The sequence below is a fragment of the Roseburia sp. 1XD42-69 genome, from assembly GCF_003612565.1.
GTDB lineage: Bacteria > Bacillota > Clostridia > Lachnospirales > Lachnospiraceae > Roseburia_B.
In genome coordinates this window covers 61,015-83,423 of the sequence record NZ_RAZG01000010.1, presented here as the reverse complement: position 1 = coordinate 83,423, position 22,409 = coordinate 61,015, and the positions used below count along the sequence as shown (strand labels likewise).

Here is a 22,409-nt window from a genome sequence, read left to right as displayed (position 1 = left end):
GATATTTGAGGTGCATATGAGTGTAAATTTGATTTTTAAAATAGCGGCGGTGGGGATTTTAGTTACGGTGCTGAGCCAGGTCCTAAAACAGAGCGGGCGGGAGGAACACGCTTTTTTAACCAGCCTGGCAGGGCTTATTATCGTGCTTTTGTGGGTGATTCCCTACATATTGGAATTATTTGAAACCATGCAGGAGTTATTTACATTATAAGGAACGGATGGATATGGATATTATAAAAATCAGCATTTTGGGAATCACTGCGGTGCTTTTGTCCCAGATGTTAAAGAACTATAAACCGGAGTACGGGTACTATATCAATCTGGCAGTGTGTATCTGCGTATTTTTATATGTGATGTCCAAGCTTACGTTTTTGCTGGATTACGTGGAACAAATCCAGGATATGATTCATTTGGACCCGGTGTATCTCACCATGATTTTAAAGATGATAGGGATTACTTATGTGGCGGAATTTGCAGTAAACCTGTGCAAGGACGCCGGCTGCCAGACCATTGCGGGGCAGATTGAGCTTTTTGCAAAGCTTTCTATCTTGGTTATCAGCATGCCGGTGATTCTGGCCTTTATGGAAACCATTGGGGAACTGCTGTGAAAAAACTGGTTTGGTTTCTTATTCTTTGTTTTACATGGGTGTTTGTGGAAAATACCACGGCATGGGGAGGAGAGCCGGAGTGGGGGACAGACCCAGGGGAATCTATAGAAGAATTGGATTTTTCAGATATCGGGGAGTTTTTAAAGAATACGGAAGAAGTGGAAAATATATCATTTGGTGAGCTTGTGAAAGCCCTGTTATCCGGGGAAGAACTGCCCTATGAAAAAGTGGGGGACTGGCTTAAGGACATTTTGTTAAAGGGATTTCAGGAAAACAGGACCCTGTTTTTGGAGATTATTGTTTTGTCCCTGGCTTTTTCTGTGTTAAAGAATTTTGCCAAAAGTTTTTCCGGCACCTATATTTCAGAGGTGTGTTTTCTGATTGTATACTGTTTTTTTATGGCGCTGTTGCTAAGGTCCTTTTTTGAGCTGAACCAGACGGTAGTCCGCACGGTGGAAAATATGCTGGAATTTATGAAGGTGTTTCTTCCCACCTACTGCCTGGCAATATCTTTTACTTTGAACTTAAATTCCTCCGGGGCGGTGTACAGTATGATTTTTGGGGCGATTTTTCTGGTGGAATGGATTTTGCGGTATTTTTTGATGCCCCTGATAAAGATTTATGTTCTGGTGGAGTTTTTAAACCATCTCACGGAAGAGGAGCGGTTTAAACGCCTTGCAGAGTTAATCTACGATGGGGTGAAACTGCTACTGAAAGTCTCCGCTTCCTTTATTCTGGGGATTAATATTATCCAGGGAATGGTAGCTCCGGCTATAGATATGCTAAGCGGCAACAGCATTGCAAAGACGGTACAGATGCTGCCGGGAATCGGCAATGTGATGAGCGGCATGGGGCAGATTTTTATCAGTTCCGGTATTGTGATTAAAAACTGCGTGGGGGCGGCAGCCCTTGTGGTTTTAGTGCTTCTCTGCGCTGTGCCCTACTTAAAAATGAGCGTTATGGCTCTTTTATATAAATTGCTGGCTGCAGTGTTAGAGCCCGTGGCGGACAAGCGCATTGCCGGGGGGATGAGCGGCATTGCCGGGGGAGCCGTATTGTATTTAAAGGTGATAAGCACCTGTATGATGCTGTTTTTCCTCACCATTGCCCTGTGCTCCGCAGCCACAAATCTCAATGTTTAAAAGGGGGCGTTTTATGGAGGGATTGGTGAGCTGGGTGAAAAACTACAGCATGGTATTTCTGTTTTTTACGGTGCTGTCTTCCCTGGCGGCAAAAAAGGAGTACAGGAGGTATCTTTCGCTTTTTGTAGAATTTGTTTTAGTGATTACTCTTTTGATGCCGGTGTTAAAGCTGGTTGGCAGCGATACCGACTTTTTTGACAAGATAGCCTACGACACCTTCTGGCAGGAATTAGACAGCATAAAGGCGGATAGGGAGAACTTGGATTTTTTAGGGGAGGAGGTATACAGGGAACGCTATGAGGAGGTAATCGGAGCTGACATAAAAGCCATGGCGGAGGATGCGGGATATGAGGTTTTGGATGTGAGGGTGGATTTGAGCCAGGATTTTGAAATCGAGCGTATAGGTATTGACCTGGAAAAGGATCAGGATTTTACGGTGATACAGGGGAGCCTGGCGGGAGAGCCTAGGGAGGAGGCTCTTGACAGGCTTAGGGAAAGAATAATGGAATTTTATCAGTTAGAGATAGAAAATATTAAGATTTGGACTTAGGGGGCAAAGGTGGACTTTAAAAGTTTTTTTAAAAATCATTCCTTTAAACAGTGGGATAAGACCCAGTGGACAATTTTGATTCTGGCAGGAATATTACTTATGGTAATTGCCATTCCAACGGAGGAAAAAAGAGACAGGGAAGTAACCTTGGAGGAGAGGGAGGAAAATGTTTCTCTGAATGAGGAGAGCTATGCGGAAAGCTTAGAGAGAAGGCTTCAAAACAAACTGTCCAAAATTGAGGGGGCGGGGCGGGTGGAGGTGATGATTACATTGGAAAATTACGGGGAGAGCGTGGTGGAAAAGGACAATGCAGACAGCACCTCCCGAAGGGTACAGGAGGGGGCGGAGGGCAGAAATACCACAGAAGAAACCCGTGAGGTACATATGGAAACAGTATACCAGGACGCAGACCGGGGGAAGGAGCCCTTTGTGGGAAGTGAAAAGACTCCGAAAATCGCCGGAGTCCTGGTGGTTGCCCAGGGAGCAGACAAAACGGCAGTGAAACAGAATATTTCTGATGCCGTGATGGCATTATTCCAAATTGATGTGAATAGAATTAAAGTAGTTAAGATGAATATTCAGGAGGAAAGACAGTGAAAAAAGGATGGAAGAAAAACCAGGTCATTATTACGGCGCTGGCACTTATGATTGCTGTTGCGGGATATGTGAGTTATACCAGAAGCAACATTGACGGCACGGCAAAGACAGACACAGCAATGGATTTGTCGGAGGATAATTTTGAGATTTCCGACGACCCTATTTTGGAGGGGGATATTTTTACCGACACGGGAGACGGACTGGAAACAGCCCAGTCCACGGAGGCGGGAAGTGATGTAGCCCTGGGAGAAAATCTGGAAGGAACGGTAGAAAATGAAGCTGCCGGGGAAGCCGTGGACGCAGGGGCGGATGCCCAGGCCGTGGGAGAGGAAAATCCCGGGGAAGCCGTGTTAACAAGCTCCACCATAAACAATGTGGATTTTGCGGCTGAGATGAAATTGAACAGAGAGCAGGTCCGGGCAAAAAATAAGGAGACTCTCCTTGGCATTGTAAACAGTGCAAATCTTACGGATGAGCAGAAACAGTCGGCAGTTGACCAGATGATTACCCTTACGGATATTGCAGAGCGGGAGGCAGCGGCGGAAATGCTTCTGGAGGCCAAAGGCTTTACAGATGTTGTGGTAAGCATTACGGACAATGCGGCGGACGTGGTGCTTAATATGGGGGATGTGACAGATGCAAAGAGAGCCCAGATTGAAGATATTGTAAAGAGGAAAACCAATATCAGCGGGGAAAATATTATTATCACCCCCATAGAGACCACGGCCTCAAATGCCGGCGACTCTAAAGCTCCGGCGGCGGAGGGCACGGAAGGGACAGAGACGGAAGTGCTAAAATAAAAGTTTTGAAAAGGACGCTCCCATGGGGGTGTCCTTTATCTGTTATATTGAATCATACTTGTGATGTTGTGGCTCTTTTTTGGGATTTGTGCTATAATGACTAAAACGCAGTGAAAAGGAGGCATATTATGAAAAGAATTTTTTTAATTGTGTTAGACAGCGTGGGAATCGGAGAGATGCCGGATGCGGCTCTTTACGGGGATGCAGGGAGCAATACCCTTTCCGCTGCGTCAAAGAGCATGTATTTTTCCATGTCGAATATGCGGAAACTTGGTTTTTTTAACATAGAAGGGGTAAATATCGGGGAGAGGGAGGCGGCGCCTGCCGGCTCCTTTGCCCGTATGAAAGAACTGTCAAAGGGAAAAGACACTACCATCGGGCATTGGGAGATTGCAGGGGTGGTTTCTGACGCTCCTCTGCCCACATATCCCCAAGGTTTTCCAAAATCTGTGATAGGGGAGTTTAAAAAGAAAACGGGGCGGGGGGTTTTGTGCAACAAACCTTATTCCGGCACGGAGGTTATCAAAGACTATGGGGAAGAGCATCTGAACACCGGGGATTTGATTGTGTACACTTCGGCGGATTCCGTATTTCAGATTGCCGCCCATGAAAAAATTGTCCCGGTGGAAACCTTGTATGATTACTGCCGTACGGCAAGAGAGATTTTAAAGGGCGAACATGGGGTTGGCAGGGTGATTGCAAGGCCTTTTGCCGGGGAGACAGGGAGGTTTTACAGGACAAAAAACCGCCATGATTTTTCCTTGGAGCCCCCGGGAATTACCATGTTGGATCAGTTAAAAGAAGAGGGATACGATGTGATTTCCGTGGGGAAAATTGTGGACATTTTTGCAGAGCGGGGAATTACGGAATTTGTGCGCACGGCGGGAAATGAGGAAGGGATGGAAAAGACCTTAGAATACATGGAAAAGGATTTTGAGGGACTCTGCTTTATTAATTTAGTGGATTTTGACATGCTTTATGGACACAGAAACGACGTGGACGGATATGCAAAGGCATTGACTTATTTTGACCAGCAGGTTCCAAAATTACTTGCAAGGATGCGGGAAGAAGACGTGCTGATGATAACTGCCGACCATGGCTGTGACCCATCTACGGTTTCCACAGACCATTCCAGGGAATATACCCCCCTTCTGATGGTGGGAAAATCCATACCCTCCGGGAAGGATTTTGGCACAAGGGAAGGATTTTGCGATATTGCGGCCACGGTACTCTCTCTGTTTGGATTAAAGCCCAAATGCCAGGGAGAGAGTATTTTTCACAATTGACAATAGTTTGGCCCTGGTATAAAATAAAATCGTTTGCAGGCTTTGCCCAGACGATTTTATTTTTTTATGTTTTGTATTTATGTGGAGGAAATATTTTGGCTGATTTAAAAAAGGAAATAGAGAAAAGAAGAACATTTGCGATTATTTCCCATCCGGATGCGGGGAAAACCACTTTGACGGAAAAATTTCTGTTATACGGAGGGGCCATTAACCTGGCAGGCTCCGTAAAGGGAAAGGCTACCGCAAGGCATGCGGTGTCCGACTGGATGGAGATTGAAAAAGAGAGGGGTATTTCTGTCACTTCTTCTGTGCTGCAGTTTAATTATGGAGGGTACTGCATTAATATTCTGGATACTCCGGGGCATCAGGATTTCTCGGAGGACACTTACCGCACTTTGATGGCAGCGGATTCCGCCGTGATGGTAATCGACGGTTCCAAAGGAGTGGAGGCCCAGACGAGAAAGCTGTTTAAGGTCTGCGTTATGCGGCATATCCCTATTTTTACTTTTATCAATAAAATGGACAGGGATGCCAATGATACCTTTGATTTGCTGGATGAGATAGAAAAGGAGCTGGGGATAAGCACCTGCCCGATTAACTGGCCTATCGGCTCGGGAAAAGAGTTTAAAGGGGTGTACGACAGAGAAAAGCGCCAGGTAATGCTCTACAGCGACACACAGAAGGGTACAAAAGAGGGGGAGGAGCTGGATTTGTCCATAGATGACCCGGAACTTGAAGCGGTGATTGGAAAGGATGCAAAAGAAAAACTATTGGAGGAAATCGAGCTTCTTGACGGCGCCAGCCCGGAGTTTGATTTGGATTTAGTGTCCAAAGGAGAGCTGTCCCCGGTATTTTTTGGTTCCGCCCTGACAAATTTTGGCGTGGAGACCTTTTTAAAGCATTTCCTTTCCATGACTTCCTCTCCCCTGCCCAGAAAAGCGGATATGGGGGAGAAAAATCCCTTTGATGAGGATTTTTCCGCCTTTGTCTTTAAGATTCAGGCAAATATGAATAAAAACCACAGGGACAGAATTGCTTTTATGCGGATATGTTCCGGGAAATTTACGGCGGGAATGGAAGTGACCCATGTCCAGGGAGGGAATAAAAAAATAAAATTGTCCCAGCCCCAGCAGATGATGGCCCAGGAGAGAAAAATTGTGGAGGAGGCCTACGCAGGGGATATTATCGGGGTTTTTGACCCGGGAATATTCTCTATTGGAGATACAATTTTAAACGGGGCGAAACCCTATGCCTTTGAGGGAATCCCCACCTTTGCCCCGGAGCATTTCGCCAGGGTGCGGCAGGTGGATACCATGAAGCGGAAGCAGTTTGTAAAAGGCATTACCCAGATTGCCCAGGAAGGCGCCATCCAGATTTTCCAGGAATACAATATGGGAATGGAAGAAATTATTGTAGGGGTGGTGGGCGTCCTGCAGTTTGACGTTTTAAAATACCGTCTGGAAAATGAATATAATGTGGAAATACGCCTGGAAAATATGCCCCATGAATATATTCGGTGGATTGAGAATAAAGATATGGATATGGATAAACTGGTGGGAACTTCCGACATGAAAAAAATTCAGGATTTAAAGGGGAATCCCCTGCTTATTTTTGTGAATGAGTGGAGTGTGGGAATGGTCCTTGACAGAAATGAAGGGTTGGAACTGTCGGAATTTGGCAGGAATTAAGGAGGGTTTTTATGGAGATTGTAACGATAACCAACGACAATTTTGAGACTGAGGTTCTTGCATCAGAAGTTCCGGTGCTTTTGGATTTCTGGGCGGAGTGGTGCATGCCCTGCAAAATGCAGTCACAGATTTTAGACGGGATGGCAGATGAGCTTGGGGATAAAGTAAAAATAGGGAAAGTCAATGTGGACGAGGAGGCTGCACTGGCGTTAAAATATCAGATTATGAGTATCCCCACCCTGATTTTAATGAACCGGGGCGTGTTTGTCGCCAGGGTGTCCGGGGTACAGCAGCCCTTGCAGGTGAAAGAACTGTTGATGAAAGAACTTGACAGATAACAGAAATAAGTTTATACTATGTCTTGTTTAGGAACAAAGGCGTTCTGCGTGAAGCAGGGCGCCTTTTTTATGTGCAGGCCCGCATATGGAAGTTACCGCCTGACGCGGTAGGCGGGTCGCACGGCGAGTAGGGGCAAAAATCTTCCCTGCTGGATTGGGAGAGGAGGAATGGTTATGCGGCAGAGGGAACTGGTAAACCACACGGAAAAAATCAATGAATTGCTGGCACGGTATGGAGTAAAATTTGGAATATATAAAAACAATGTGTTTAAAGAGCAGTTGTTTCCCTTTGACTCAATCCCAAGGATTATCGGCCATGAGGAATTTGCCGGCCTGGAAAAGGGGATGAAACAGAGGGTTATGGCTCTGAATTTATTTCTAAAAGATATTTACAGCAAAAAACAGATTGTAAAAGACGGGGTTGTCCCGGAAGATTTTATTTTTGCATCTAGCGGGTATCTGGCGGAATGTGAGGGGATTGTCCCGGAAAAAAGCGTATATTCCCACATATCGGGTATCGATTTGGTGAAGGGGAAAGATGAAAACTGGTACATACTGGAGGATAATTTAAGGGTTCCCTCCGGGGCTTCCTACCCCATGATTGCCAGGGAACTTTGCAGGCGGAGTTCCCCGGATACTTTCCACAACAACAGGCTGGAAGATAACCGAAATTATGCGGATTTGTTAAGGCGTGCCATGGATTATGTGAATGTGGGAGGGCACTCTGTGATTCTCACTCCGGGGCGGTACAATGCGGCTTATTTTGAGCACTCTTACCTGGCGGAAAAAACCGGGGCACACCTGGCCACGGGCTCTGAGCTTATTGCGGAAAACGACAGACTATACTACATTTCCTCTGACGGGGAAAAAGAGAGGGTAGGGGTGGTTTACAGGAGGATTTCAGACGAATATTTAGACCCTATGGTTTTTAACCCGGAGTCCTTAATCGGAATCCCCCACCTGTTTGAAGTGTACCGGAAAGGGAATGTAGCCCTTATCAATGCGCCGGGAAATGGTGCGGCGGACGATAAAGGCATATACTATTTTGTACCTAAAATGATACGGTATTATCTGGATGAAGAACCCCTTCTCTTAAATGCCCCCACCTATCTGCCTTTTTATGAGGAGGATATGAAATATGTCCTTGAAAATTTTGACAACCTTGTATTAAAGGATGTGGCGGAAGCCGGGGGCTACGGGGTGGTATTCGGAAGTTCCATGACAAAGGAGGAAAAGGAGAAATTTATCCAAATGTTAAAGAGGGAACCCAGGCGGTTTATCGCCCAGGAAGTCATTGACTTTCAGGATTTGGATACTTTGGACAAGGGGGAAATCGTGCCCAGGAAAGCAGACCTTCGGGCCTTCGTCTTAATGGCAGAGGAGCCTATGGTGTGGAAAAGCGGGCTGACAAGGTTTTCCAGAAACACGGATTCTTTTATTGTGAATTCTTCACAGGGAGGAGGTTTTAAAGACACATGGGTATTATATCAGTAGAGCAGGCGGAACATTTATTTTGGCTGGGAAGGTATACGGAGCGGGTGTACACCACCCTGCGGATTTATTTCAGGAGTTTTGATACCATGATTGACGAACCGGAGGACAGTTACCAGGCATTCTGCGATTCCATAGATATTCCCAATATTTATACTTCCAGGGAGGATTTTCTGAAAAGATATCCCTTTGATGATTCAAACCCGGATTCTATTATCAGCAATCTAAACAGGGCTTACGACAACGCCATTGTCTTAAGGGAGAGTATCGGATCGGAGGCATTGTCCTACATCCAGCTTGCCATATATGACATGAACAAGGCTGCGGCCAGCCAATCCCCCCTGATCGAAATGCAGTATCTCTTGGACCATATTTTATCTTTCTGGGGGATTGCGGATGATGAGATTGACTCAGAGCAGGTGCGGAATATGATTAAGGCGGGAAAGCGCATGGAGCGGGTGGATTTGTATGCAAGGTTAAAACTCTCCGGGAAGGAATTGGTAAGAGAAGTCCACCGCATGGTGCCAAGGGTGGAGAGAAGCGGACTTTCCTACAGCAGACAGCACTTGGATAAGGTGAGGGAACTTGTGGAAAACGCCGATTTAAATTATTATGAAATTGTGTCCAATGTGGAGGCAATGATTTTAAACTGTTAGGAGTGATTTTGTGACGGTGCTGCATTTTTTGTACAGAATGGAATTGAAGTATGAGAAACATATCGGCAGGTGTTATTTTACAATCAAATGCCTTCCAAGGGAAGATGACAGGCAGCATGTGTTAAATACGGAACTTTTTGTGCTGCCAAAGACCACCTATTCCTTTGGGGAGGATTCCTTTGGCAACAGGCAGATTTACGGCTGTGAGCATGAGGACCACAACCTTTTTGTGTTCCAGATTTCCGGGGATGTGGAAATTTTACAGACGGATTATGAGGAGAAAAACAGGCAGGAAGTGACAGGGCTTTTTCAGGTGCCCCATGGAAAGTGTATCCCCGGCGGGGAACTTTTAAACTATTTTCACTCCTTGGATTTTAAAGAATGTGAAACTTCCTTTCAGGTGTGCGAAAAATTAATGCATGGTTTACACCAGGATTTTTCCTATGTGCCGGGGACAACGGATGTGAACACCACGGCGGAGGAGGCATGGAAACAGGGAAAGGGCGTCTGCCAGGATTATGCCCATATTTATGTGACCCTCCTTCGCTTAGCAGGGATTCCCGCCAGGTATGTGTGCGGCCTGATTATAGGGGAGGGGGCCAGCCACGCCTGGGCGGAAGCGCTTATAGACGGCTTCTGGGTGCCCTTTGACCCCACAAACGACTGTCTGGTGTGGGACCACTACATAAAACTGGGACACGGCAGGGATGCGGCGGATTGTGCCATCAACCGGGGGCTTATGTGGAACGGCGGGGCACAGTCCCAGGATATCTCTGTCCTGGTGGAAAAACGGGAACAGTAACGTAAAACGAGGGAGGGATTGTATGGTAAGCACCATAGCGGCAGTGGGCCTGCCCATAGACGAAACATTGGAAATTAGAAAGAACAGGATTTTTCCGGAAAATCCTGGGGAAAACATGAAACGCATCAGCATTGTGACGGGAATCCACGGGGACGAGCTGGAGGGGCAGTATGTCTGCTATGAACTCCAGCGCCGCATAGAGGAAAACAGGGAATGTTTAAAGGGAATCGTAGATATTTACCCCGCAATGAACCCTCTTGGCATGGATTCTATCACCCGGGGGATTCCCTCCTTTGATTTGGATTTAAACCGGATGTTTCCCGGGGATATTGACGGGAGCATGATGGAGTATGTAGTCGCCCGGATGATGGAGGACGTGGCGGGATCCGACTGTGTCTTTGACATCCATGCCAGCAATATTTATCTCACGGAGATTCCCCAGATACGCATCAACGAGCTGCACCAGGAAAAACTGGTTCCAATGGCAGAGGAATCCAATGTGGATTTCATCTGGGTGCACGGGGCAAACACAGTGCTGGAATCCACTTTTGCGTACAGCTTAAATAATATAGGGACGCCGGTGCTGGTGGTGGAAATGGGGGTTGGGATGCGCATTACCCAGGAGTACGGGAATCAGCTTACCGATGGTATTTTTCATTTAATGAAAAAAATGGGCATCTGGACAGGGGAAGTGAAATCAGTGAGAAAGCCTGTGGTTTCCAGAAACCCGGAGGATGTGTGCTATTTAAACGCCAGGGTGGGAGGGGTGTTTCTTCCCAAAGTAAGCCATGGGGCAAAATTAAAAAAAGGCGAACTCATCGGATATATTTTAGACCCGCTAAACGGAAAAATACTGGATAACGTGGAGGCAGAGGAGGAGGGGATGCTTTTTACCATAAGAGAGTACCCCATTGTTCTGGAAGGCTCCCTTATGGGGCGGATCTTAAAAAAGGAGGTGTGGGGCTGTGAATAAGAAAATTGTTTATGAATTAAAGGGCCTGTACCGGGATAATTTCCGCATTACGGGATACGAGTTTGGCACAGGGGAAAAGTCCGTCTGCATTGTGGGAAATTTAAGGGGCAATGAGGTGCAGCAGATTTACTGCTGCGGAAGGCTGGTGAAAAAAATGAAGCAGCTTGAGGAGGAGGGTAGAATCCAAGAGGGGCATAAAATTTTAATTATCCCCTCTGTCAATCCCTATTCTATGAATATCAAGAAAAAATTCTGGCCCACGGACAATACGGATATCAACCGCATGTTTCCAGGGTATGATTTGGGGGAAACAACCCAGAGAATTGCCCAGGGCGTTTTCAGGGAAATATCGGAGTACCGGTTTGGCATCCAGTTTACCTCATTTTATATGCCGGGAAATTTTGTCCCCCATGTGCGCATGATGGACCAGGGATTTTCCAGTGAAAAGACGGCGAAAGAGTTTGGACTTCCCTATGTGATTATAAGAAGGGTAAGGCCTTATGATACAACTACCTTAAATTACAACTGGCAGGTATGGGAAACCCAGGCCTTTTCCCTGTACACCTCCGCCACGGAGCGGATTGATCCAAGCAGTGCCGGGCAGGCGGTTCTTGCGGTGATGAATTTCCTTTCCGGGGAGGGAATGATCCGCTACAGCGTGCCGGAGCGGGTGGATTCCAAAATTGTCAGGGATGATGAGATGATTTCTGTAAAAACTGCAAAGTCCGGTATTTTTGAACCGGCGGTAAGGGCGGGGGAAGAGGTGGTGACAGGGCAGGTTCTGGCAAATATATTAGACCCCTATGAGGGGGAGATTTTAGAAACCCTTTACGCTCCCTGTAACCGGAGGGTCTTTTTCCTGCACAATGAACCTCTGGCCTATGCAAATACGGCGGTGGTAAAATTAATTGCCAGGGTTTAAAGGCAGATATAAAGAAAACCTTGACAAGAAACGCTTATTCCATCTATACTTAAGGCAGTTGGGTTCCCGGCTGTCTTTTTATGTATGAAAATTCTTTTTGTTTTTTATTGACATTTTTCCCTAAATATACTACTATAAGAAAAGAAAAAAACGAACATTAGTTCGCATAAAGGAGAAAGACATGGCGAAAGAAGATAAATTGAAAGCATTGGATGCAGCGATTTCACAGATTGAGAAACAGTATGGCAAGGGCTCGGTTATGAAGCTGGGGGATTCCGCCAATAAAATGAATGTTGACGCATATCCCACGGGCTCCTTGAGCCTGGATATCGCATTAGGCATCGGCGGGCTTCCCAAGGGCAGGGTCATTGAGGTGTACGGGCCTGAGTCCAGCGGTAAAACCACCGTGGCCCTCCACGTAGTGGCAGAAGTGCAGAAACTGGGGGGGATTGCAGGTTTTATTGATGCGGAGCACGCCTTAGACCCGGTGTATGCCAAGAGCATTGGGGTGGACATTGATAATCTCTACATATCCCAGCCGGACAACGGGGAACAGGCCCTGGAGATTACGGAGACAATGGTTCGTTCCGGTGCGGTGGATATTATTATTGTGGATTCCGTGGCGGCTCTTGTGCCAAAGGCGGAGATTGACGGGGATATGGGAGACTCTCATGTGGGCCTTCAGGCGAGGCTTATGTCCCAGGCTTTAAGGAAGCTTACGGCAGTTATCAGCAAATCCAACTGTATTGTCATATTTATCAACCAGCTCCGTGAGAAGGTGGGGGTAATGTTTGGAAATCCCGAGACTACCACAGGAGGCCGGGCCCTTAAGTTTTATTCCTCCGTGCGTCTTGACGTGCGCAGGGTGGAGGCTTTAAAGCAGGCGGGGGAAGTAATTGGAAACCGCACAAGGATTAAAGTGGTAAAAAATAAAGTGGCGCCCCCCTTCCGTGAGGCGGAGTTTGACATTATGTTTGGAAAAGGCATTTCCAGGGAAGGGGATATTCTGGATTTGGCCAGCGACTGCGGCGTTGTGAATAAATCCGGGGCATGGTATGCCTATAAGGAGGGCAAAATCGGCCAGGGCCGGGAAAACGCCAAGCAGTATCTTGCGGACAACCCGGCAGTGATGGAGGAGATTGAAAAGAAGGTCCGGGCCCACTATGAGCTGGCTGGGGAAGAACAGCAGGAAGAGAGCCAGGAGAAAGAAAAGCCGGAGAAAGAGAAACCCTCTGCAAAGAAGGGCAAGGAAGAGAAAAAGTCCGGGGCGGTTCCAGAGACTTTGGGGGACATCCCGTCGGCGGAAAGTGAAGCAAAAGCATGAGCTATATGGTAACATCTCTGGAAAAAGGGGAAAGGGGACGGAGAAACCTTTGTTTGGACGGCAGGATTCATCTGCAGTTATACCCAGGGGAAGTGAGAAAATATGCACTGGAAATTGGCTCTGAAGTGCCGGAGGAAACCTATCAGGAGATTTTGCACATGGTTCTTGGGAAACGTGCCACAAAACGTGCCATGCACCTTTTGGAGCGCCAGGAAAAAACGGAGCGCCAGCTTAGGGAGAAACTTCTATTAAACAGTTATCCCCCGGAGGCCATAGAGGACGCCATTGATTATGTGAAGCGGTATCACTATCTGGATGATGAGCGCTATGCAAAAACCTTTATCCTGTTTCACCAGGAAAAACGCAGCAGGGCACGTCTGAAAACAGATTTATATAAAAGAGGCATCGCCCCGGAAATTATTGAGGGGGCGTTGGAGGAGGTCTTTTCCTCAGATGAGAGGGATCAGATAAAAGAATTGCTTTCAAAACGCCGTTTTCCTAAGGCCCCAGGGGATGAAAAAGAATTCCGGAAAAATTATCAGTTTTTATTGCGCAGAGGATTTAAGGGCAGTGACATCCTGCCTGTGATGAAAAGCATGGGTTAGCACAAACATATCAAAGCTTGTACTTGACATAAACGGGAAATAAGTATAAAATTTAACTATTGTTAATTATGACAGATAAGACCTTTGTTTTGTTATATGTACAATGAAAATTGAATAAAGGAGGTGCTCCTGTGCCAGTGCAGATTATAGTTGTTATCGCTGTGGCGGTGGCTTTAATCTTAGCAGTTCCAATTACGTTTTTTGCTACTTCTGCCTACAATAAAAAAGTTGCAGAGCAGAAAATCGGCAGTGCGGAAGAGAAGGCGAGAGGAATTATTGACGAAGCGGTAAAAACTGCGGAGACAAAGAAAAGAGAAGCCTTGCTGGAAGCAAAAGAAGAGACGATTAAGGCAAAAAATGACCTGGATAAAGAGATTAAAGAGCGGCGTGCTGAAATCCAGCGCAATGAGCGGCGTATCGTGCAGAAAGAGGAAAACTTGGATAAAAAGTTGGAATCTATCGAGAAGCGGGAAGCCGGCTTTACTGCAAGGGAAGAAGAGTTAAACAAGCAGAAAGCAGTGGTAGCTAAACTGAATGAAGAGCGAGTACAGGAACTAGAACGAATCTCAGGACTTACCTCCGAGCAGGCAAAAGAATATCTTTTAAAAACTGTTGAAGATGATGTAAAGCTTGATACGGCCAAAATGATTAAAGAAATGGAAAATCAGGCAAAAGAGGAAGCTTCCAAAAAGGCAAAGGATTATGTGGTGACAGCTATCCAGAAGTGTGCGGCTGACCATGTAGCCGAGACCACTATTTCCGTAGTTCCCCTTCCCAATGATGAGATGAAAGGAAGGATTATCGGAAGGGAGGGAAGAAACATCCGTACATTAGAGACTCTTACCGGTGTGGATTTGATTATTGACGATACGCCGGAGGCAGTGGTTCTTTCCGGGTTTGACCCAATCCGCAGGGAAGTTGCCAGAATTGCATTGGAGAAGCTCATTGTGGACGGACGTATCCATCCCGCCAGAATTGAAGAGATGGTGGAAAAAGCGAAGAAGGAAGTTGAGACAATGATTCGGGAGGAAGGGGAAGCCGCTACCCTGGAGGTGGGCGTCCATGGAATCCATCCGGAGCTGCTGCGTCTCTTGGGACGTATGAAATTCAGAACCAGTTACGGGCAGAATGCATTGAAACATTCCATCGAAGTTGCACAGATTGCAGGGCTTTTAGCCGGTGAGGTGGGCGTGGATGTCCGCACTGCAAAGCGTGCAGGATTATTACATGACATTGGTAAATCCGTTGACCATGAAGTGGAAGGTTCCCATATTCAGATTGGTGTGGAACTGTGCAGGAAGTACAAGGAATCCGCATTAATCATCAATGCAGTGGAAGCGCATCATGGCGATGTAGAGCCGGAGACTTTGATTGCATGTCTGGTACAGGCAGCCGATACCATCAGTGCGGCAAGGCCAGGTGCGAGAAGGGAAACTCTGGAGACATATTCAAACAGATTAAAACAGTTAGAAGATATTACAAATGGATTCAAGGGAGTTGACAAGTCCTTTGCAATCCAGGCAGGTAGAGAGATTCGGGTAATGGTAGTTCCAGAACAGATTAACGATGCTGATATGGTGTTGTTAGCGCGTAATATTTCCAAGCAGATTGAATCTGAATTGGAATATCCGGGCCAGATTAAGGTAAACGTAATCCGTGAGTCACGGGTAATTGATTATGCGAAATAATAAGTAAAAAAGCCGCTGTATGTTTAACATACAGCGGTATTTCTATATCTTTTTGAAACTTCATATATTACAGGCTGGAAATGAATAAAAGGAGGAAAATATGGTTCAGAAATTAGTTCGCACAAAAAGGGTGTTAGAGAGACAAGGGGCGATTGTGGATATGTATACGGATTATATCCAGATGCCTGACGGAAGGGAAGCAAAATGGGATTTTATTGCCCACAGAAAAGGGGCTGCCGCAGTGGTGGCTGTTTTGCCTGACGGGAAACTGATTCTGGTAAAACAGTACAGGAATGCTTTAGACAGAATTACCATAGAGATACCTGCAGGGGCCAGGGACAGCGTCACAGAGGATACCGCCATCTGCGCCAAAAGGGAACTGGAAGAGGAGACAGGATACGCCTGCGGGAAGCTGGAAAAACTTTTGGAATTAAAGTCTACTGTGGCATTTTGCAATGAATTTATTGATGTGTACCTGGCCACGGAGCTCACGCCTGGAAAACAAAAACTGGACGAAGATGAGTTTATAGATATTGTGACTTATGATTTGGGAGAACTCTGTGACATGATTTATAAAGGAGAGATACAGGATGCCAAAACTGTGGCAGGAATTTTGGCATATGCAAACCGTGACAGGCATAAGCTGTAAGGAAAGGGTTGTCTGGAGCGGGAATGAAAAAAGGAACCTATCTCTTTTTTATTTCATTTTTAGCTGGTGTGCTGGCGGCGAATTTTCTGGGGATTGCCCTGGGAAGGGATACCGGGGCAATGGGAGAATACTATATGAACCGGTATCTCTATACGGATATATCAGGGAGAGAACTCTTTGTGTACTTGTTTTATGAGCGGGTGCCAAGGGCGTTTCTCTTGTTTCTTTTAAGTGCCGGGGTTGGCATTTGGATGATATACGGATATGTGCTGTACCTTGGGCTTACCATAGGGATACTCTCTGTTATCTCCATTATCAGCTACGGGGTAAAAGGCGTTTTGCTTATGTTTGCTTTTCTTTTTCCCCAATGGATTTTTTATATACCGGTACTCTTTGTGTGGTATGGTTTTCTGGGGGAAAAGCGCAGGGTACGGCGGGAATTGGCCGGGGATAGAAAGATGGGAAAAAAGGCAGAATGGCTGGTGTTTGCGGCAGGGGGAATGGTTCTTTTAATTTGCGGGATTTTTCTGGAGAGCTATGTGAATCCCCATATATTGCGGAGCGTCATCCGGGGCATTTAAAAACAGAGTGAAATTTCCACTCTGTTTTTCAGTTTAAATATTCATTTCCGCCATTTCGTAAATCAGGCGTTCCGTTTCTTCCCAGCCGAGGCAGGGGTCTGTAATGGATTTTCCATATACATGCTCCGTCACTTTCTGGCAGCCTGGCTCAATATAGCTTTCAATCATAACCCCTTTTACCATATTTTTAATCTCCACGGAAAGTTTCCGGTTGTGCATAACCTCTTTTACAATGCGCACCTGCTCATGGTACTGTTTATTGGAATTTGAGTGGTTGGCATCGATAATTGCGGCGGGATTTTGTAAATCCATCTGGTTATATTTATGGATGAGCCGCATAATATCTTCGTAGTGGTAATTCTGGACAGAATTTCCGTGTTTGGATACGGCTCCCCGCAGAATTACGTGGGTGAGAGGATTTCCGCTGGTCTCCACCTCGAATCCCCGGTGCACAAAATGGTGGGGATGCTGGGCGGCATATACAGAATTCAGCATAACAGTAAAGTCACCGCTGGTGGGATTTTTCATACCGGAAGCCACATCAAAGCCGCTGACGGTAAGACGGTGCTGCTGGTCCTCCACAGACCGGGCGCCGATGGCCACATAGGACAGCAGGTCTTCCACATACCCCCAGTTTTCCGGGTACAGCATTTCGTCGGCACAGGTAAGACCGCTGACCTCAATGGCATGGATATGCATTTTCCGCATGGCAATTAAACCGGCCAGCATATCAGGTTTCTTTTCCGGGTCGGGCTGGGAGGCGATTCCCTTATAGCCTTCTCCTGTGGTGCGGGGTTTGTTGGTGTAGATTCTTGGAATGAGAATCAGTTTATCCTTTACCTTTTCGGAAACCACTGTGAGACGGCTGACATAATCGCATACGGCGTCTTCATTGTCGGCGGAGCAGGGGCCCACGATAACCAGAAAGCGGTTGTCTTTTCCTGTGAGAACATTGGATATCATCTCATCCCTCTGGGTCTTTAGAGATGTAAGCTCTTTTGAGAGGGGATGTTGTTCTTTAATCTCAGAAGGGCTTGGTAATTTTTTCAAATATGTAAAACTCATACGCTTTATTTCCCCTTTGTGTTATAATGAAAAAGGACTATAGAAATTTACATTCCATAGCCCTTAAGATGCACCCGGCGGGAATCGAACCCGCATCATTGGAGTCGGAGTCCAACGTTCTATCCATTAGACTACGGTTGCAGAACACAAATTATAATAATATATTCTGGAAAGAATGTCAACATATTATTTTCACATTTCAATTCTCAAATATGGGTTGACAATTTCTATATGGTTTGCTATCCTAAAAAATGTGTGTTGTTACAAAATTGTTACAAAAGAAAAAACTAGTACATAATGTAGGAAACTTGAGAGTGAGATATAAATGATACGTTTTTGAGGAGATTATAGGAGGAAAAAATGAGTAATCAGAACAACAATTCAAACGAGACGAAAAGTAATGCAAATGTAAATAACAATGTTTCTGCAAAAGATACAAAAAGCGGCGGAAATAACCAGAATGATTTTTCCGGAGCACTGAGTTTTTGCGCCAAAAATGTCCGCTATATTGCAGCGGCAGGTTTGTTTGTGGCAGTTGTGGTGTTTCTGGTGAAAAGTTCTGCCGGCAATGCAGGCACTGCCCCGAAGGATGACACACCTCTGGTGGCGACAGAGGCAGCTCCCACAGAGACGGAGACAGAGGAAAATAAGGATTATGTAAAAGACGCCTATCCTCAGATTAACGAGTTGGTGAGCAACTACTATACCGCCTATGCCAACGGGGATTTGGATTCTCTCACAGCTTTGACAGAAAATATGTCGGAGACGGAAAAGAGTTATATCACCGTGTTCAGCGAGCAGGTAGATCAGTATGAGAATATTTCCTGCTACACAAAAGCCGGTTTGGACAATGCCTCCTATATCGTATCCGTATCCTTGGAAATGAAATTTAAAGATATTGAGACAACAGCTCCCGGTTTAGACTTTTTCTATGTGCGCACAAGGGAGGATGGAAGCTTATATATTGACCAGCGCTACAGCCAGTTTAACCTTGCAAACGAGGAGCAGGAGTTAGAGCCGGAGATTCAGACTTTAATTGAGGAATTTAAACAGCAGGAAGATGTCATTGCGTTGCAGAACCAAGTGGAGACAAAATATGCAGAGGCCATTGCAACTGATGAGAAGTTAAAAGAGATGGCAAAAACAACCCTTCCCGCAGCCATTAAACTGTGGAAAGCAGACCAGGTAGCAGCTGCCCAGAAAGCAGAAGAGGAAGCTGCCAAGAAGGCAGAAGAAGAAAAGAAGAAAGCGGAAGAGGAAGCTGCAAAGAAAGCGGAGGAAGAGAAGAAAGCGGCTGAACAGGCAGCAGCAGTTGCCGTGTATGCCACAGATAATGTAAATGTCCGGGCGGAGGCCAGCGAATCAGCAGAGATTTTAGGAAAATTGGAGACTGGGGCACAGACCACCAGATTGGAAGATAAGGACGGATGGAGCCGTATTGATTACAACAACGGCACCCAGGGGTATGTAAAATCCGAATATCTCACCACAGATAAAAGTGCAGTGCCTTCCCAGGATACGGCGGATGCCGGAGACACTTCTGACAATTCTGGTCAGGAGAGCAGCGGCGGAAACAGCCTGGCAGAGTGGAGCACAGTAGTCTTAAAAGAGACTGTGAACATCCGTGAATCCATGAGTACGGATTCTGCAAAAGTAGCAACTGCATTTGCCGGTGAGAAAGTAACGGTAGTTATGAGTTATGCAGAGGGATGGACAAAAGTTACCTACGGTGAAAAAGTAGGGTATATTAAGACAGATTTATTGAAATAAGACAGATATTTGACAGCAGAACACAAAAGATTTGCGGAGACTTTTGCCACGGGAAAAGTCTCCGTCTTTTGGTATGTACCTTACAAAAGGAGAAATCATATGGGTGAGGGAACCAGAATTAATAAATTTTTAAGCGAGGCTGGGGTCTGTTCCAGAAGGGAGGCAGACCGCCAGGTGGCATTGGGAAATGTTACCATTGACGGGGAAACCGCCGGAATGGGGAGCATGGTATTAAAAGGCCAGAAGGTGTGTTTTGGGGGACGTGAGGTAAAAAAAGAGCAGGAAACAATTCTTCTGGCGGTGCATAAGCCGGCGGGAATTGTCTGTACCGCTGAAAAAAGGGAGAAAGACAATATTGTGGATTTTATCCGCTATCCCAAAAGGATTTACCCTGTGGGCAGGCTGGACAAGGATTCTTCCGGCCTGATTTTAATGACAAACTGCGGGGATATTGTGAATAAAATCATGCGGGCAGGAAACATGCATGAAAAAGAGTATGTGGTTACAGTGAACCTTCCCCTGACCCAGGAGTTTATCAGGGGGATGGGGGGAGGCGTGCCCTTAAAAGAGCTTGGGGTGATGACTAGGAAATGCAAGGTAAAACCTTTGGGAAAGCGGGAGTTTCAAATTATTCTCACCCAGGGTTATAACAGACAGATTCGGAGAATGTGTGAATATTTTGGATACCGGGTGGAAAAACTGGTACGAACACGGATTATGAATATAACTTTGGGAGATTTACCGGAAGGTACATACCGGAAGGTTACGGATGGGGAGTGGAAGGAGTTAAGGGAAATGATTCGGAATTCTTCCGGCACCACAGTGATACCAAAAGGAAATGAAAGAGGAGAGAAAGGGAATGGCAGCGGAGGCAAAAACAAAAATAGAAGAATTAAAAAAGAAGATAGAGTACCACAGTAATCTCTATTATAATGAGGATAACCCGGAGATAACGGACTACGAATTTGACCAGATGATGCAGGAGTTAAAAAAGTTAGAGAGGGAAAATCCAGAACTTGCAAAGGAGGATTCCCCCACAAAGCGGGTAGGAGGAAAGGCTAAGAGGGAAGCCGGGGTTTTGGTGCGCCACAATGTGCCTATGTTAAGCCTGCAGGATGTTTTTTCCAAAGAGGAAGTGCTGCATTTTGTGGAGGAGATGAAAGAGCAGTTAGAGGAGCCGGAATTTGTGGTAGAATATAAAATTGACGGGCTCTCCATGGCCCTGCGATATGAAAATGGTGAGTTAAAGCTTGCGGAGACCAGGGGAGACGGGGTAAACTTTGGGGAGGATGTGACGGAAAACGCCAGAGTGATTTCCGATGTGAAGCAGAGCCTTAAGGATACGCCGGAGTATTTGGAAGTCCGGGGGGAAGTATACATGAAGAATGCGGATTTTGATGCGGTGAACGAAAAACAGGAGCTTCTGGGGAAAAAGACATTCGCCAATCCCAGAAACTGTGCCGCCGGCACCCTGCGCCAATTAGACAGTTCCGTTACAAAAGAGAGAAAACTTTCCATGTTTATTTTTAATATCCAGCAGGTACGGGGCATAACCATTGAGAGCCACACAGAGGGGTATGCATATTTAAAGCGCCAGGGGATTCCGGTAATTGACGATTACCGGGTGTGCAAAACCGGGGAGGAAGTCTGGGAGGCCATTGAGGCCATCGGGGAAAACCGGGGAAAACTGGGCTACGATATTGACGGCGCCGTGGTAAAAATAAACAGTTACAGCGACAGGGAAAAATTAGGGGCTACATCCAAAGTCCCCCGGTGGGCTGTTGCCTACAAGTATCCCCCGGAGGAAAAAGAGTCCGTGGTAAAAGACATTGAGCTCTCCGTGGGGAGAACCGGGCGGATTACCCCTACGGCAGTGTTTGAGCCGGTGCGTCTCTGCGGAACTTCCGTTTCCAGGGCGACTCTCCACAACCAGGATTTTATTGACGATTTGGATATCGGTATCGGGGATACGGTTCTTGTGTATAAATCCGGGGAAATTATTCCCAAAATTAGAGAAGTTATAAAAGAAAAACGTCCTTTGGGCTGGGTAAAATTTCAAATTCCAGAGGTGTGCCCTGTGTGCGGCTCTGCCACAGTCCGGGACGGGGATACGGCGGATATCCGGTGTACGGGAAGCAGCTGCCCCGCCCAGTTAGAGCGTCATATTATTAATTTTGTGGGCAGGGACGCCATGGATATTAAGGGCTTTGGCACCGTATACATTGAGGAACTGGTGCGGAAAGGGTATATCGGCAGTATTGCAGATATCTACCACTTAAAGGAGCACAGAGAAGAGCTCATTGAACAGGGCTTAATTGGAAAAGAGAAAAATACCGATAAATTATTAGAGCGCATTGAAAAATCCAAGGAGAATGACGCATATAAACTTTTGACGGGATTTGGAATCCCCAATGTGGGTAAGGCTTTGGCCCGAACCATTATGCGCCATTTTAAAACATTAGACGGGGTTCGGGAAGCGGATATGGAAGAACTTCAGAAGGTCAATGATGTGGGGGAAGTCTCCGCACAGTGCATCCGGGCGTTTTTTGACGACGGGGATAATCAGAAACTTTATGAGAGTTTAAAAGCCTCTGGAGTGAATATGGATTGTTTGGAAGTGCAGGGGGAGGACAGCCGTTTTGCAGGACTTACCTTTGTAATTACGGGAACCCTTCCCAGCATGGACAGAAAAGAGGCGGCGGCCTTAATTGAAAAGTACGGGGGAAAAGTCACAGGCTCCGTCTCCAAAAAGACAACCTATCTTTTAGCGGGGGAAAACGCGGGGAGCAAGCTGAAAAAAGCAGAAGAGCTTGGGATCAAAGTTATCTCCCAGGATGATTTGATAAAAATGACAGAAGAAAAATAAGAGAAAGA

The 22,409-nt window shown here is 46.2% G+C and carries 23 protein-coding genes and 1 tRNA gene; 22 read left to right on the top strand and 2 right to left on the bottom strand.

Annotated features, from left to right (window positions below; all coding sequences use genetic code 11):
- The first annotated feature begins 16 nt into the window (after positions 1–16).
- The 19 genes from spoIIIAC to D7Y06_RS07245 all read left to right on the top strand — a co-directional run bounded on the left by spoIIIAC (position 17) and on the right by D7Y06_RS07245 (position 16,700).
- Positions 17–211, top strand: a complete 195-nt coding sequence (gene spoIIIAC / locus D7Y06_RS07335; RefSeq protein ID WP_120407154.1) for a stage III sporulation protein AC — start codon at positions 17–19, stop codon at positions 209–211.
- A gap of 13 nt (positions 212–224) precedes the next feature.
- Positions 225–608, top strand: a complete 384-nt coding sequence (locus D7Y06_RS07330) for a stage III sporulation AC/AD family protein (protein WP_120407184.1) — start codon at positions 225–227, stop codon at positions 606–608.
- A complete protein-coding gene (locus tag D7Y06_RS07325; protein ID WP_120407153.1) occupies positions 605–1,750 on the top strand; it encodes a stage III sporulation protein AE in 1,146 nt (381 codons plus the stop codon). The genes D7Y06_RS07330 and D7Y06_RS07325 overlap by 4 nt, the downstream gene beginning before the upstream one ends.
- A gap of 13 nt (positions 1,751–1,763) precedes the next feature.
- Complete coding sequence (locus D7Y06_RS07320) at positions 1,764–2,300, top strand: stage III sporulation protein AF (protein ID WP_158591308.1); 537 nt, start codon at positions 1,764–1,766, stop codon at positions 2,298–2,300.
- A 9-nt stretch (positions 2,301–2,309) separates the two neighbouring features.
- Complete coding sequence (locus D7Y06_RS07315; RefSeq protein WP_120407151.1) at positions 2,310–2,897, top strand: stage III sporulation protein AG; 588 nt, start codon at positions 2,310–2,312, stop codon at positions 2,895–2,897.
- Positions 2,894–3,697, top strand: coding sequence for a SpoIIIAH-like family protein (locus tag D7Y06_RS07310; protein ID WP_120407150.1), 804 nt, complete (start codon positions 2,894–2,896; stop codon positions 3,695–3,697). The genes D7Y06_RS07315 and D7Y06_RS07310 overlap by 4 nt, the downstream gene beginning before the upstream one ends.
- Positions 3,698–3,825: 128 nt before the next feature.
- On the top strand, positions 3,826–4,983 hold the full coding sequence (locus D7Y06_RS07305; protein ID WP_120407149.1) for a phosphopentomutase: 1,158 nt from the start codon (positions 3,826–3,828) through the stop codon (positions 4,981–4,983).
- A gap of 95 nt (positions 4,984–5,078) precedes the next feature.
- Positions 5,079–6,671 (top strand): peptide chain release factor 3, encoded by a 1,593-nt coding sequence (locus tag D7Y06_RS07300; protein WP_120407183.1) that lies wholly within the window; start codon positions 5,079–5,081, stop codon positions 6,669–6,671.
- Positions 6,672–6,682: 11 nt separating this feature from the next.
- The gene (gene trxA / locus D7Y06_RS07295; protein WP_120407148.1) at positions 6,683–7,009 is read left to right on the top strand and encodes a thioredoxin; all 327 of its coding nucleotides are present in this window, start codon (positions 6,683–6,685) and stop codon (positions 7,007–7,009) included.
- 174 nt (positions 7,010–7,183) lie between these two features.
- Entirely contained in the window at positions 7,184–8,503 is a 1,320-nt protein-coding gene (locus D7Y06_RS07290; protein WP_120407147.1) for a circularly permuted type 2 ATP-grasp protein, read from the top strand.
- Positions 8,485–9,156, top strand: coding sequence for an alpha-E domain-containing protein (locus tag D7Y06_RS07285; protein WP_120407146.1), 672 nt, complete (start codon positions 8,485–8,487; stop codon positions 9,154–9,156). Before D7Y06_RS07290 ends, D7Y06_RS07285 begins: the two co-directional genes overlap by 19 nt.
- Positions 9,157–9,166: 10 nt before the next feature.
- Positions 9,167–9,958 carry a transglutaminase family protein gene (locus D7Y06_RS07280; protein ID WP_120407145.1) on the top strand — a complete coding sequence of 264 codons (792 nt, stop codon included), beginning with the start codon at positions 9,167–9,169 and terminating at the stop codon, positions 9,956–9,958.
- 22 nt (positions 9,959–9,980) lie between these two features.
- Positions 9,981–10,931 (top strand): M14 family metallopeptidase, encoded by a 951-nt coding sequence (locus D7Y06_RS07275; protein WP_120407144.1) that lies wholly within the window; start codon positions 9,981–9,983, stop codon positions 10,929–10,931.
- The gene (locus tag D7Y06_RS07270; RefSeq protein ID WP_120407143.1) at positions 10,924–11,853 is read left to right on the top strand and encodes a M14 family metallopeptidase; all 930 of its coding nucleotides are present in this window, start codon (positions 10,924–10,926) and stop codon (positions 11,851–11,853) included. The genes D7Y06_RS07275 and D7Y06_RS07270 overlap by 8 nt, the downstream gene beginning before the upstream one ends.
- 181 nt (positions 11,854–12,034) lie before the next feature.
- On the top strand, positions 12,035–13,177 hold the full coding sequence (recA, locus tag D7Y06_RS07265) for a recombinase RecA (protein ID WP_120407142.1): 1,143 nt from the start codon (positions 12,035–12,037) through the stop codon (positions 13,175–13,177).
- Complete coding sequence (locus D7Y06_RS07260) at positions 13,174–13,782, top strand: regulatory protein RecX (protein WP_120407141.1); 609 nt, start codon at positions 13,174–13,176, stop codon at positions 13,780–13,782. Before recA ends, D7Y06_RS07260 begins: the two co-directional genes overlap by 4 nt.
- A 143-nt stretch (positions 13,783–13,925) precedes the next feature.
- Positions 13,926–15,470 carry a ribonuclease Y gene (rny, locus tag D7Y06_RS07255; RefSeq protein ID WP_199714662.1) on the top strand — a complete coding sequence of 515 codons (1,545 nt, stop codon included), beginning with the start codon at positions 13,926–13,928 and terminating at the stop codon, positions 15,468–15,470.
- Positions 15,471–15,570: 100 nt separating this feature from the next.
- Positions 15,571–16,119, top strand: a complete 549-nt coding sequence (locus D7Y06_RS07250; protein ID WP_120407139.1) for an NUDIX hydrolase — start codon at positions 15,571–15,573, stop codon at positions 16,117–16,119.
- 23 nt (positions 16,120–16,142) lie between these two features.
- Positions 16,143–16,700, top strand: coding sequence for a stage II sporulation protein M (locus D7Y06_RS07245; protein ID WP_120407138.1), 558 nt, complete (start codon positions 16,143–16,145; stop codon positions 16,698–16,700).
- Positions 16,701–16,733: 33 nt separating this feature from the next.
- Here the strand turns inward: D7Y06_RS07245 and D7Y06_RS07240 are convergent, their stop codons facing one another.
- A complete protein-coding gene (locus tag D7Y06_RS07240) occupies positions 16,734–17,765 on the bottom strand; it encodes a 3-deoxy-7-phosphoheptulonate synthase (RefSeq protein ID WP_120407137.1) in 1,032 nt (343 codons plus the stop codon).
- A 69-nt stretch (positions 17,766–17,834) separates the two neighbouring features.
- Positions 17,835–17,906: transfer RNA gene (locus D7Y06_RS07235), tRNA-Arg, on the bottom strand.
- A gap of 219 nt (positions 17,907–18,125) precedes the next feature.
- Here D7Y06_RS07235 and D7Y06_RS07230 point away from each other — a divergent pair.
- The 3 genes from D7Y06_RS07230 (at position 18,126) to ligA (ending at position 22,401) form a co-directional block, all read left to right on the top strand.
- A complete protein-coding gene (locus D7Y06_RS07230; RefSeq protein ID WP_120407136.1) occupies positions 18,126–19,535 on the top strand; it encodes an SH3 domain-containing protein in 1,410 nt (469 codons plus the stop codon).
- Between the two features lie 99 nt (positions 19,536–19,634).
- Complete coding sequence (gene rluF, locus D7Y06_RS07225; protein ID WP_120407135.1) at positions 19,635–20,456, top strand: 23S rRNA pseudouridine(2604) synthase RluF; 822 nt, start codon at positions 19,635–19,637, stop codon at positions 20,454–20,456.
- Positions 20,395–22,401, top strand: coding sequence for an NAD-dependent DNA ligase LigA (gene ligA, locus D7Y06_RS07220; RefSeq protein WP_120407134.1), 2,007 nt, complete (start codon positions 20,395–20,397; stop codon positions 22,399–22,401). Before rluF ends, ligA begins: the two co-directional genes overlap by 62 nt.
- Positions 22,402–22,409: the final 8 nt, after the last annotated feature.